12 protein-coding genes are annotated in these 12,655 nt (G+C 68.3%); 7 read left to right on the forward strand and 5 right to left on the reverse strand.

Going from position 1 to position 12,655, the window contains the following annotated elements:
• Positions 1 to 5: 5 nt before the first annotated feature.
• Positions 6 to 1,328 (reverse strand): 30S ribosomal protein S12 methylthiotransferase RimO, encoded by a 1,323-nt coding sequence (gene rimO / locus ABRZ00_RS03695; RefSeq protein ID WP_368647839.1) that lies wholly within the window; start codon positions 1,326 to 1,328, stop codon positions 6 to 8.
• A gap of 102 nt (positions 1,329 to 1,430) precedes the next feature.
• Between rimO and rsmB the strand changes: the two genes are divergently transcribed.
• The 4 genes from rsmB to ABRZ00_RS03715 all read left to right on the forward strand — a co-directional run bounded on the left by rsmB (position 1,431) and on the right by ABRZ00_RS03715 (position 6,482).
• Complete coding sequence (gene rsmB, locus ABRZ00_RS03700; RefSeq protein WP_368647840.1) at positions 1,431 to 2,753, forward strand: 16S rRNA (cytosine(967)-C(5))-methyltransferase RsmB; 1,323 nt, start codon at positions 1,431 to 1,433, stop codon at positions 2,751 to 2,753.
• Between the two features lie 103 nt (positions 2,754 to 2,856).
• Positions 2,857 to 3,426, forward strand: a complete 570-nt coding sequence (locus tag ABRZ00_RS03705; RefSeq protein WP_368641082.1) for a DUF4390 domain-containing protein — start codon at positions 2,857 to 2,859, stop codon at positions 3,424 to 3,426.
• Positions 3,426 to 5,747, forward strand: a complete 2,322-nt coding sequence (locus tag ABRZ00_RS03710) for an ATP-binding protein (protein ID WP_368647888.1) — start codon at positions 3,426 to 3,428, stop codon at positions 5,745 to 5,747. The genes ABRZ00_RS03705 and ABRZ00_RS03710 overlap by 1 nt, the downstream gene beginning before the upstream one ends.
• Before the next feature lie 18 nt (positions 5,748 to 5,765).
• Positions 5,766 to 6,482 (forward strand): response regulator, encoded by a 717-nt coding sequence (locus tag ABRZ00_RS03715; RefSeq protein ID WP_368647841.1) that lies wholly within the window; start codon positions 5,766 to 5,768, stop codon positions 6,480 to 6,482.
• A 30-nt stretch (positions 6,483 to 6,512) separates the two neighbouring features.
• On the opposite strand, the gene fmt is transcribed toward ABRZ00_RS03715, so the two are convergent.
• From fmt to msrP, 4 genes are all read right to left on the reverse strand, one after another.
• Complete coding sequence (fmt, locus tag ABRZ00_RS03720) at positions 6,513 to 7,457, reverse strand: methionyl-tRNA formyltransferase (protein ID WP_368647842.1); 945 nt, start codon at positions 7,455 to 7,457, stop codon at positions 6,513 to 6,515.
• Between the two features lie 55 nt (positions 7,458 to 7,512).
• Complete coding sequence (def, locus tag ABRZ00_RS03725) at positions 7,513 to 8,037, reverse strand: peptide deformylase (protein ID WP_343838024.1); 525 nt, start codon at positions 8,035 to 8,037, stop codon at positions 7,513 to 7,515.
• Between the two features lie 71 nt (positions 8,038 to 8,108).
• Positions 8,109 to 8,753 (reverse strand): sulfite oxidase heme-binding subunit YedZ, encoded by a 645-nt coding sequence (locus tag ABRZ00_RS03730; RefSeq protein ID WP_368641080.1) that lies wholly within the window; start codon positions 8,751 to 8,753, stop codon positions 8,109 to 8,111.
• 9 nt (positions 8,754 to 8,762) lie between these two features.
• Entirely contained in the window at positions 8,763 to 9,728 is a 966-nt protein-coding gene (msrP, locus tag ABRZ00_RS03735; RefSeq protein ID WP_368641079.1) for a protein-methionine-sulfoxide reductase catalytic subunit MsrP, read from the reverse strand.
• A gap of 123 nt (positions 9,729 to 9,851) precedes the next feature.
• On the opposite strand from msrP, the gene dprA reads away from it, so the two are divergent.
• The 3 genes from dprA (at position 9,852) to ABRZ00_RS03750 (ending at position 12,573) form a co-directional block, all read left to right on the forward strand.
• Positions 9,852 to 11,051, forward strand: coding sequence for a DNA-processing protein DprA (gene dprA / locus ABRZ00_RS03740; protein WP_368641078.1), 1,200 nt, complete (start codon positions 9,852 to 9,854; stop codon positions 11,049 to 11,051).
• Between the two features lie 62 nt (positions 11,052 to 11,113).
• The gene (locus ABRZ00_RS03745; RefSeq protein ID WP_368641077.1) at positions 11,114 to 12,016 is read left to right on the forward strand and encodes a hydroxymethylglutaryl-CoA lyase; all 903 of its coding nucleotides are present in this window, start codon (positions 11,114 to 11,116) and stop codon (positions 12,014 to 12,016) included.
• Between the two features lie 83 nt (positions 12,017 to 12,099).
• Complete coding sequence (locus tag ABRZ00_RS03750) at positions 12,100 to 12,573, forward strand: hypothetical protein (protein ID WP_368641076.1); 474 nt, start codon at positions 12,100 to 12,102, stop codon at positions 12,571 to 12,573.
• The last annotated feature ends 82 nt before the right edge of the window (positions 12,574 to 12,655 follow it).

Genomic DNA, 12,655 nt, shown 5'->3' on the forward strand with positions numbered 1-12,655 from the left:
GCGCCCTAGACCGGCACGCCGTACAGATCGTATTCGTCCGCGTCCTCGATGCGCACCTGGACCAGGTCGCCCGGCGCGCGGCCGGCGGCATCGCGCAGCAGCACGCTGCCGTCGATTTCGGGGGCATCCGCCATGGATCGCGCGGTGGCGCCGCCGTCCGCATCGACCTCGTCCACCAGCACCGTCAGAGTGCGGCCGATCTTCGCCGCCAACCGCTGCGTCGAGATCGCCTGCTGGTGCGCCATGAAGCGCTCCCAGCGTTCGGCCTTGACTTCGTCGGGCACGGGATCGGCCAGTTCGTTGGCGCGCGCGCCTTCGACCGGCGAATACTGGAAGCAGCCGACACGGTCGAGCTGGGCCTCGGTCATCCAGTCGAGCAGATACTGGAAATCTGCTTCCGTCTCGCCAGGAAAGCCGACGATGAAAGTGGAGCGCAGCGTCAGATCCGGACAGACCTCGCGCCATTGGCGGATGCGGGCCAGGGTGCGATCCTCGAAGGCTGGACGCTTCATGGCCTTCAGGATGCGCGGGCTGGCATGCTGGAAGGGGATGTCCAGGTACGGCAGGATACGGCCTTCGGCCATCAGGGGGATCAACTCGTCGACGTGCGGGTAGGGATAGACATAGTGCATGCGCACCCAGACGCCGAACTCGCCCAGGGCGCGCGCCAGCGCGGTCAATTGGGTCTTGACCGGGCGCCCGTCCCAGAAGCCGGTGCGGTACTTGACGTCCACCCCGTAGGCGCTGGTGTCCTGGGAAATCACCAGCAGCTCTTTCACGCCGGCCTCCGCCAGGCGGCGCGCCTCGCCCAACACGTCGCCGATCGGGCGGCTGACCAGGCGCCCGCGCATGGACGGAATGATGCAGAAGCTGCAGTTGTGGTTGCAGCCCTCGGAGATCTTCAGGTAGGCGTAGTGGCGCGGCGTCAGGCGGATGCCCTGGGGCGGCACCAGGTCGATGTACGGATCGTGCGGGCGTTCGTGCGGAGCGGCTTCGTGCACGGCCCGCACCACCTGCTCGTACTGCTGCGGACCGGTGACGGCCAGCACCGCCGGGTGCACGGAGCGGATCATGTCGGCTTCCACGCCCAGGCACCCGGTGACGATCACCTTGCCGTTTTCCACGACGGCCTCGCCGATGGCGTCCAGTGATTCGGCCTTGGCGCTGTCGATGAAGCCGCAGGTGTTCACCACGACAACGTCGGCCCCCTCATAATCGGGGCTGATGGTGTAGCCGTCGGTGCGCAGTTGGGTCAGGATACGTTCGGAATCGACCAGGGCCTTGGGACAGCCCAGGCTGACGAAACCGACGCGGGGAGATTGGCTCATGGAGTACTCGGCGGAAAGCGGCGGGGGAAACCCTCAATTTTAGCCAATCGGTGCTAAAGTCCCCGGAATCTGTCTTGCAACCCCCCATTCAACACGCCTTCCGTGCCGGAATCGCCACAACCCGCCGTCCTGTCCGATCAACTGCTGGCCGCCGCCCGCGCCATCCGGGCGGTTCTGGGCGGCCAATCTCTGTCGGAAGCGCTGGGAGCGACGCCAGCCGCGCTGCGCCCCGCCGCACAGGCGCTGTCCTTCCATGCCATGCGCCGGCTGGGCCATGCACGAGCCGTGCGCGAACGGCTGGTCCCGCGCCGGCCGCCGGAACGCCTGGCCGAGGCCCTGATCCTGCTGGGCCTGAGCCTGCTGGAAGCCGGCATGCGCCAGGCCGAGGGCACCGGGCAGCCTCCCGGCACGCCGATCTATCACGAACACACCCTGGTCCATCAATTGGTCGAGGCGGCTGCCGCCGACCGCCGCACCCGGCCGGCCAAAGGCCTCATCAACGCCGTGCTGCGCCGCTATGCGCGCGAACGCGCAACGCTGCTGGCGGCGCTGGCCAGCCAGCCCGAAGCGGCCTGGAATCATCCCGCCTGGTGGGTCGATACCGTGCGCGACGCCTGGCCGGACGACTGGCGCACGATTCTCGAAGCCGCCGACCGCCCGCCGCCGATGGCGCTGCGCGCCAACATCCGGCGCATCACCCGCGATGCGCTGCGCGCACGCCTGGACGAGGCCGGGCTGGCCGCGCGCGCCGTGGGCGAGGATGGGCTGGTCCTGGACACCCCCCGCCCCGTGACCGGCATCCCCGGCTACGCCGAAGGCTGGTGGTCGGTGCAGGATCCCTCGGCCCAACGAGCCGCGCGGCTGCTGCCGTTGCAAGACGGCCAGCGCGTCCTGGACGCCTGCGCCGCCCCCGGGGGCAAGACGGCCCATCTGCTCGAACGCCACGCGCTGCGCCTGACGGCGCTGGACAGCGACGAGGGCCGGCTGGCGCGCGTGAGCGACACGCTGCGGCGGCTGGGCCTGGACTCGCCCGAGGTCGTCCTGCGCTGCGCCGACGCGGCACGGCCCGACGACTGGTGGGATGGGCAACCCTACGACGCCATCCTGGCCGACGTGCCCTGCACCGCCTCGGGCGTGGTGCGCCGCCATCCCGATATCCGCTGGCTGCGCCGCGCCGACGACCTTGCCCGTACGGCGGCCCTCCAGGCCCGCATTGCCGATGCGCTGTGGCCGCTGCTGGCGCCCGGCGGCCATCTGCTGTATGCCACCTGCTCGATCTTCCCCCAGGAAGGCGAGCAGCAAGTCCGGGCTTTCCTGGACCGCCACCCCGAGGCGCAGCGGCTGCCGGCCCCCAGCCACATCCTGCCCGGCGGCCCCGATGACGGCGACGGTTTCTTCTACGCGCTGTTGCGCAAGCCGCCATGACGGCGCCGGGCTGAGCGGGAACGCAAAGCCGCCGCGGCTTGCGCTTTGGCGCAGGCTCAACAATACTGCGACTGTCAGTGATTTTCCGCTCCACCCCCAGCGCATGCCACGCTTCCTGATCTTCCTGGCCCTCAGTCTCCTGTTTCTGGCCGCCCCGGCCGCCCGGGCCGACGAGGGCCGGGTCACGCGCATCGAACCGGTGCTGCGCCAGGGCGAACTCCTGCTGGACGCCGACATCGACTTCACCCTGAGCGGCGAACTGCACGAGGCCGCCCGCAAGGGCGTGCCGCTGTACTTCACGGCGGACCTCAGCATCCAGCATCCGCGCTGGTGGTGGTTCGACGAGACGATCCTGTCGGTCAGCCAGACCTGGCGCATCCAGTACAACGCCCTGACGCGCCAATGGCGCGTCGGCACCGGCGACCTGTCCTTGCCGGCCACGACCCTGGACGAAGCGCTCGACCTGGTGCGCCACATCCGCAACTGGCCGCTCGGAGACGCCGGCCGCTTCACGCCGGACCAGACGTACCAGGGGCGGCTGCGGCTGCGGCTGGATACATCGCGCCTGGCCCGCCCCTTCCAGGTCGACGCCCTCAATAGCGGAACCTGGTCCTTGACGACCCCATGGAAAGAATTCACTTTTTCGATTTCCGCCGCAACGCCCCGCGGCTGATCCGCTGGGCGCTGCGCTCCGCGCTCGGGGTCGCGGCCGTCAGCGCCATCGCGCTGCTGGGCCTGCTGGTCTGGTCCACCGGCAACGCCTCGCGCTACGCCCAGCAGTACGACGTGCTGCTGCTGCTCAACGGCGTGCTGGCCATCGCCTTGATGTCCTGGGTGGCCATGCTCGCGATCCGGCTGCTGCGCCAGATCCGGCGGCGCCAGTTCGGCGCCCGGCTGACGGCCCGCTTCACGCTGTACTTCACGCTGATCGGCATCCTGCCGGGCGTACTCATCTATGTACTCTCGGTGCAGTTCATGTCCCGGTCGATCGAATCCTGGTTCAACGTGCGGGTGGACACCGCGCTGGAATCGGGCTTGAACCTGGGCCGCGCCGCCCTGGACACCCAGATTACCGAACTCAGCAACCGGGCGCACAACATGGCCCTGCGGCTGAACTCCGCCAGCGATGCGGAAATCGCCTTGCTGATCACCTCGCTGCGCGCCGCCAATGAAATCGACGAGGCCCTGGTCTTCACCGGCACCGGCCGCCTGGTTGCCTTTTCCTCCTCGGCCTTCAGCCAGCTCCTGCCCGATCTCCCGCCCAGCAGCGTCATGAATCAGTTGCGGGTCGCCCAGGGATATGCGGCGGCCGAAGCCGACGTGGCCTCCGGCGACGGCCCGACCAGCGACGGCCTGCACGTGCGGGTCATCATCCCGCTGGGCACCGCCGCCTCGGACCGGCTGGGCAACCCCATGAGTCTGGGCAGCGACTCGCGCTGGCTGCAGGTGATCCAGGCCGTGCCCGAGCGCATCGCCCGCAATGCCAGCCAAGTCCAGCAGGGATTCCGCGATTACCAGGAACTGGCCCTGTCGCGCCTGGGGCTACGCAAGCTGTACGGCATTACCCTGACCCTGGCCCTGATCCTGGCCGTCTTCGCCGCCGTGGTCGTGGCCCTGGCGGTCTCCAGGCGCCTGGTGCGGCCCCTGCTGAGCCTGGCCTCGGGCACCCAGGCCGTCGGAGTCGGCGACTACCGGCCCCTGCCCGAGCCGCCGGCGCGCGACGAGGTCGGCCAGTTGACGCGCTCTTTCAACGCCATGACGCGCCAACTGGACGAAGCCCGCCGGATGGTCGACCGCCATCGCCGCCAACTGGAACAGAGCAATCTGTACCTGGAATCCGTGCTCAGCAACCTGTCCTCGGGCGTGCTGGTCTTCGACCGCTCCTTCCGCCTGACGCTGTTCAACCAGGGCGCCCAGAGCATCCTGCACGTCGACCTGCGCACGATCCAAGGCCGGCCGCTGGAAACCGCCAACGGCGCCCTGCCGGTCGCCACCCTGATCCGCCAGGCGTTCTCCGCCCACGAAGCCGTGGAATCCACACGCCCCTACTGGCAACAGCAATTCGAGGTGGAACTCCAGGAGGCCCCGGACAACGAGCGCAAGAAGCACGTCGTCACCCTGCTGGCCCGAGGCACCCGGCTGCTCATGGACGGCCACGAGGATGGCTATCTGGTCGTCTTCGACGACATCAGCGAAGTCATTTCCGCCAACCGCACGGTCGCCTGGGGCGAAGTCGCCCGCCGCCTCGCCCACGAAATCAAGAACCCGCTCACGCCCATCCAGTTGTCGGCCGAGCGGTTGGCCATGAAACTGGCGGACCGGCTGGCGCCGGACGAGGCCGCCATGCTGCAGCGATCCACCCAGACCATCGTCAATCAGGTCGCGTCATTGAAACGCATGGTGGATGATTTCCGCGAATATGCCCGCACGCCGCCGGCGCAAATGCAGGACATCGATCTGAACGCGCTGCTGGCCGAGGTCCTGTCCTTGTACGGCTGGGATCCCGCCGAACCCGCCGCGCCGCAGACTGCGCCGGGGACGACCCGCTTCGATGCCCTGCTGGCGCCCGGCCTGCCGATGATTCAGGGGGATCCGGCCCAGTTGCGCCAAGTGTTCCACAATCTGCTGGCCAACGCCCGCGACGCCGCCTGCCAGCAGGCTGCGCCAGGCGCGGCGGAAATCCGTGTACAGACACGCCTGATCAGGCCGGACGACGATGCGGGGCCCGCCCGCGTCCGCCTGACCGTCTCGGACAACGGCCCCGGCTTCGCGCCCGAGGTCCTGCACCGTGTCTTCGAGCCCTACGTCACGACCAAACCCACCGGCACCGGGCTCGGGCTTGCCATCGTCAAGAAGATCGCCGAGGAACACGCCGCCCAGGTGGATATCTCCAACCGGACCGAAGGGGGCGCGCGCATCTCCATCCTGTTCTCCCGTCTCGCGACGGAACCGGCGCCGCTGGACGCATCCAGACAAGCACACGATAATACGTAGAACACAAAGTGAGGTGATATGGCCAGAATTCTGGTGGTGGACGACGAAATAGGCATCCGCGAACTGCTGTCCGAGATTCTCTACGATGAAGGCCACACGGTCGAGCTCGCGGAGAATGCGGCGCAAGCCCGCGAATCCCGTCTCCGCCAGCGACCCGATCTGGTGCTGCTGGACATCTGGATGCCCGACACCGATGGCGTCAGCCTGCTTAAGGAATGGTCCGGCCAGGGCTTGCTGAACATGCCTGTCATCATGATGAGCGGCCACGCCACCGTGGATACCGCCGTCGAGGCCACCCGCATCGGCGCCGTCGATTTTCTCGAAAAACCCATCACCCTACAGAAGCTGCTCAAGACCGTCGCCGCCGGCTTGGCGCGCCCGGTGATCCCGGCTTCCATGCGCAGCCGCACCGAGCGCCCGGCCGCCCTGGCCGCCGATCCGGTCTTCACCCAGCCCCCCCCGCTGGCGGGCGGCCCCGCCGTTGCGCAGCCCATGGGCACGACGCCAAGCGCCCCGCCCCACGACGACTCATACCTCGGCCGGATCTCGCTCAACCAGCCGCTGCGCGAGGCGCGCGACGAATTCGAACGCATCTATTTCGAATATCACCTGCTGCACGAAAATCACAGCATGACGCGGGTGTCCGAGCGCACCGGCCTGGAACGCACCCACCTGTACCGCAAGCTCAAACAGCTCGGCATCGACACTTCCCGCAAGAAATCGTCAAGCGCCTGAGCCGGCGCTTTCTCACGCCCGGCGGTACGCCTACCCGCGATACGCCCGCATGAACTCGGCCACTGGCTGGCGCCGCCCGCCGGGCCGCTGCAGCAGCGTCACGCGCAACACGCCATCCGCAGTCGCCACGTCGATGCCGCCCGGATCCATGGCCATGATCGTGCCGGGCGCCGGCATGCCGGCGTCGGCCGGCAGCGCCTGCGCCCCCCAGACCTTCACCGGCTGGTCGAGCCCCGGCAGCCTCATCGTGGTCCCGGGAAACGGGTCGAAGGCCCGCACCCGGCGCGCCAGTTCGGCGGCCGGGCGGGAAAAATCCAGCGCCGATTCCGACTTGAGGAGCTTGTCGGCATAGCATACGCCCGCCGCCGGCTGGGGCACCGGCGCCGGCCCTTCTCCGGCCGCCAGCCGCGCCAGAACGTCCACGATGGCGCGCGCGCCATCGGCGGCCAGACCGTCATGCAGGCTGGCGCCGGTTTCGTCGGCGGCCAGCGGCCGCTCCACCCGATGCAGCATGGCGCCCGTGTCCAGCCCCGCATCCATCTGCATGATGGTCACGCCGCTGGCCGCATCGCCGGCCTCGATCGCCCGCTGGATGGGCGCCGCCCCACGCCAGCGCGGCAGCAGGCTGGCATGGATGTTCAGGCAGCCGTGCCGGGGCAGATCCAGCACCCACTGGGGCAGGATCAACCCATAGGCCGCCACCACCATGACATCCGGCGCCAGGCGCTGCAATGCGGCCCGGACGGCTGAGGCGTCACCGGGATATTTGCCGTCCAGCCGCAGGCTGCGCGGCTGCAGCACGGGAATGCCGGCATCCAGCGCCGCCTGCTTGACGGGGCTGGGCATCAGTTTCATGCCGCGTCCGGAGGGCCGGTCCGGCTGGGTCAGCACGCAGGCGACCTCATGCCCGGCCGCGATGAGGGCGTCGAGCGCCTGCCGGGCGAATTCCGGCGTTCCCGCAAAGGCAATGCGCATTCAGTGTCCTGTTCGATGAGGCGCCGAGGGTATGTGCATGCAAGCCGTGCAGGCACTAGGCTCCGGCGGACTCGCGCTGGGCATCGCGCTGCTGCTTGCGCAGGCGCGTACGGATGCGGCTCTGTTTGAGAACGGACAGGTATTCGACGAACACCTTGCCCAGCAGATGGTCCAGCTCGTGCTGGACACACACCGCCAACAGGCCTTCGGCATCGAATTCATAAGGTTCGCCGCGCTCGTCCAGGGCACGCACGTGGATGCGCGCGGAACGCTCGACCTCGTCGTAGACGCCGGGCACCGACAGGCAGCCTTCCTCGTAGGTCTGGAGCTCTTCGCTCTTCCAGGTGATTTCGGGGTTGATCAGCACATGCAGGTCGTTGCCATCCTCGGAGACGTCGATGACCACGATCCGCTCATGAACGTCCACCTGGGTCGCGGCGAGGCCCACGCCCGGCGCGGCGTACATGGTTTCCGCCATGTCGCGCACCAATTGGCGGACACGGTCGTCCACCTGCTGCACCGGCGCGGCGACCTTGTGCAGCCGGGGATCCGGATACTTGAGAATGGGGAGCAAAGCCATGGTGATTGCCTGATTCGATAAAAACCTAGGTTCCATCATAGAACAAGAGCCAGGCCCCGTGGAATCACCCCCTACGGCCCCGACGCGCCCCGCCCGCGCCAGGAAAAGACCAGCCGCCACGCCAACAGCACGGCCAGCACGCCGCCGTAGGCATAGGGCTCGAAGAAATCGTTCTTGCCGGCCCGGACGAGCCAAAAGTGCCACACCGACAGGCCGCCCACGGCATACACGCTGCGGTGCAGCTTCTGCCAAAGCGGACCCAGCCGGCGCATCCAGCCCTGGGTGGACGTCCACGCCAGCGCCAGCATGGGCAGGAAAGCCGCCACGCCCACGGTCACGAACGTTCTCTGCACCACGTCGTCCCACATGAGCGCCGGCGACAGGCTTCTTTCCCACAAGGCCCAGCCCGCCACATGCAACACGGCATAGAAGAATGCGAACAGGCCCAGCATGCGCCGCACCCGCACCAGCGCGGGCTGGCCCACAAGGCGGCGCAGCGGCGTGACGCCCAGGGTGACGAGCAGCAGGACCAACGACCAGATGCCCGTGGACCGGATCAGGAATTCCTGGGGGTTGGCGCCGAACCCCGTCCCGAAGGCCAGCCAGATCCATCGCGCCAGGGGATAGGAGGCCAGCGCGAAGACGAGCGGCTTGATGCGGCCGATTTCCTGCGCCGTCCAGCGCCTGCGCCCAGATGCCGATGCCCGCACGCCCATGACGCGATCCTAGTAATGGGCCCGCAGATCCATGCCGGCATACAGGCCGGCCACCTGGTCCCCGTACCCGTTGTACATCAGCGTTTCCAGGCGCGGCGCAAAGAAGCCGCTCCCGATCCGCCGCTCTGTCGCCTGGCTCCATCGGGGATGAGGCACGGTCGGATTGACGTTGGCATAGAAGCCGTATTCGTGCGGCGCGATCTCCGACCAACTGGTCGGCGGCTGGTTTTCAAGCAGCCGGATCCCGACGATGGACTTGCCCGACTTGAAACCGTATTTCCAGGGGATGACGACCCGCATGGGCGCGCCATTCTGGTTGGGCAGAATCTTGCCGTACAGCCCGAACACCAGCAAGGTCAACGGATGCAGCGCCTCGTCCATCCGCAGGCCTTCCCGGTACGGCCAATCGATGATGCGCGCGCCCAGGCCAGGCATCCGCTCGGGCTGGACCGCAGAGATGAACTGGACATATTTTGCTTTGCTGGTGGGGCGTGCCCGGGCCAGCAGCGCCGACAGCGGATAGCCGCTCCAGGGGATCACCATCGACCAGGCTTCTACGCATCGCAACCGGTAGATGCGCTCTTCCATGGGCGCCAGCTTCAGCAGATCGTCGATATCCAGGGTCACGGGCTTCTCGACCTCGCCCTCGATGCGCAGCGTCCAGGGGCGCGTCTGCATCCGGCCCGCATAGTGCATCGGATCCGACTTGCCGGTGCCGAACTCGTAGAAGTTGTTGTACCCGGTCACGTCCTCTTCGGTGGTGAGCGCGTCGTCGAGGCGGTAGCGCGGATTCGGCGTGCCGGCCAGCACGCCGCGCGCCGCCTGCCCCCATGAAGCGCGGCCCGCCAGCAAGCCGCCCGCGCCCAGCGCCAGCGCGCCCTTTCCCGCCCGCAGCATCCACTCGCGGCGAGCGGCCCATCGAGGCTCTGGCGTGATCTCGGAAGGGGGAATGGGGGGCAGTTTCAAACGCGGCATGATCTGGGCTCCTGGCAAGCCGGCACACACTTACTTTAGCGCCATTATGCTGACAAACAGGTTACCGGATGATTTGACCACGCCGGCATGCGCAGGACTGACAAACCGTGGCACACTGCCCGCATGCCGCCTCTTGCCGACACGAACGAACTGCGCGCCTGGCTCCGCCTGAGCCTCGAACCCGAGCTGGGCGCCGCCCGGGTCCGGCTGCTGCTCTCAGTCTTCGGCATGCCGCAGAACATCGTCTCGGCCACGACCGGCAGCCTCGCCCGCTATCTGGATCCGGCCCTGGCCGCCCGTCTGCGCCAACCGCCCGAACCCGGCCTGCAGGCCGCCATCGACGACACGCTGGACTGGCTGCGGGCCGACGACCATCACCTGCTGACGCTCGCCGACCCTCTGTATCCACGCACACTGTACGCCCTGACCGACCCGCCGCCGGTCCTTTACGCCCACGGCAGGCTCCACATCCTGGAGCGGCCCATGCTGGCCATCGTCGGCGCGCGCCACGCCACGGCGGACGGCGAACGCAACGCCCGCGCCTTCGCGCGCCACCTGGCCCAACAGGGCTGGTGCGTGGTCAGCGGCCTGGCCAGCGGCATCGACGGGGCCGCCCATGCCGGCGCCCTGGAGGCCGGCGAAGCCGGCGGCGGCACCCTGGCGGTGCTGGGCACCGGCATCGACCGGGTCTATCCGCCGTCCCATCATGCCCTGGCTCACCGCATCGCCTCCCAGGGCCTGCTGCTGTCGGAATTTCCCCTGGGCGCCCCAGGGCTGCGTTTCCACTTCCCGCAGCGCAACCGGATCGTCGCCGCCCTGAGCCAGGGGGTACTGGTGGTCGAAGCCGCCGCGCGCAGCGGCTCGCTCATCACCGCCCGGCTGGCGGGCGAAATGGGGCGCGAGGTCTTCGCCATCCCGGGCTCCATCCACTCCCCCCTGTCGCGCGGTTGCCATGCCCTGATCCGCCAGGGCGCCAAACTGGTCGAATCAGGACAGGATATCGTCGAGGAACTGCGTCAGGGCGCGTCGCCAGGCGCCCTGACGATGCCGGCTGCGGAACCCGCCGCATCGGATCACGCCCCGAAGGCCGCGTCTCCCGCTTCCGAAACCTCCGCCAGGCCCGCCGAGGCCATGCCCCCAGCCGCCACAGGCCCCGACGCCAAAGCCCTGCTGGAGCGAATCGGTCGCGACCCGGTCGATCTGGATACCCTGCGCCGGGATCTCGACTGGCCCATCGACCGCTTGCAGCACCAACTGACTCTGCTGGAAATCTCCGGGCTGATCGCCCGGACCGCCGACGGCCGCTATAGCAGCGGAAACTGAGTCCGGCTGCGCTATGATGGACCCCTGTCAAGCATCACCACGAATCCCCTGGGACGCCCCTCATGGCCGAGCACATCAAGATCGTCGAAGTCGGGCCGCGCGACGGCCTGCAAAATGAAAAGCAGTTCGTCGACACCGCCGTCAAGATCGAACTCGTCGACCGTCTGTCGGCCGCCGGCTTCGCCAATATCGAAGCCGCCTCATTCGTCTCCCCCAAGTGGGTGCCGCAGATGGCCGATGGCGCCGAGGTCATGGCCGGCATCCGCCGCCGCCCGGGCACGCTTTATTCCGCCCTGGTGCCCAATTTGCGCGGTTTCGAAGGCGCCCTGGCCGCCCAGGCGGACGAAGTCGTGATCTTCGGCGCCGCCAGCGAAGCCTTCTCCCAACGCAACATCAACTGCTCCATCGCCGAATCCATCGCCCGCTTCGAGCCCGTGGCCGCCGCCGCCAAGGCAGCCGGGCTGCGCTTGCGCGGCAGCATCAGTTGCGCGCTGGGCTGCCCTTACCAGGGCGAGACGCCGGTGGCCGCCGTCGTCGACGTGGCCGAGCGCCTGCTGCGCCTGGGCTGCGACGAGATCGACGTGGCCGACACCATCGGCGTGGGCACGGCCGCCCAGGTCGGGCGTGTGCTGCGTGCCGTAGGCCAGGTCGCCGACCTCGGAACCCGGGTCTCGGGACACTTCCACGATACCTACGGCCAGGCCCTGGCCAACATCCTGGCGGCGCTGGAGTGCGGCGTGCGCATCTTCCACAGTTCGGTCGCCGGACTGGGCGGCTGCCCGTACGCCAAGGGCGCCACCGGCAACGTCGCCACGGAAGACGTGCTCTATCTGATGCGCGGCCAGGGGCTTTCCACCGGAGTCGACCTGGATGCCGTCGTGGAGATCGGCCAGTGGATTTCCGAACGCATCGGCCGCCCCACATCCAGCCGCGCAGGCCGCGCCCTGGCGCTGAAGCGGGCTTGACCTACCCTTCCATGCCCCGGCCCGTCCGGGGCTTTCGCACCGCGCGGCCGCGCGGCCTTCCCGAACCCACCTGAAAATCCCCGATGTCTCCATTCGGTCGTCCCTCTCCTGAAGAACACGATGCCCTCCTGGCCCAGATCGGCCCCCTGCCGCTGCGCGGCCGGGCCTGGCCGCGCTGGATCGCCGTCATCGCCTGGCTCATCATGGCCATCATCGTCATCCGGCTGGCCATGGTGCTGCAGCTCTCGCCCGATCAGGCACTGCCCATGCCGGTGATCCTCAGCATCATGGTCTGCGTCGGCGCTTTGATCTGGATGAGCGCCCATATGTGGACCTCGGTCACGGAAATCTCCGATTGGGGCATCCGGCAGTCCTGGATCACGCGTCGCGAAGTGCCCTGGTCCGAGATCCAGTCCACCAAGTTCATCCCGCTGTTCGCTTCGAAAAAACTGGTGTGCTTCGTGCAGAAGGGCCGGCCTGTGACCTTCCAGGCCGGCACGCCGGAACTGCAGGCGGCCTTCGCCCGCATCAGCTTGGTCTACCGGAAAAGAACGTAAGCCCTCACGCCGCCCCGAGCCAGGCGCGCGCCTTGAAAAAAAGGCCCTGCATCCTTTCGGAAACAGGGCCTTGGCCACACAT

This window comes from Castellaniella ginsengisoli (assembly GCF_040955415.1).
Lineage (GTDB): Bacteria > Pseudomonadota > Gammaproteobacteria > Burkholderiales > Burkholderiaceae_B > Castellaniella > Castellaniella ginsengisoli.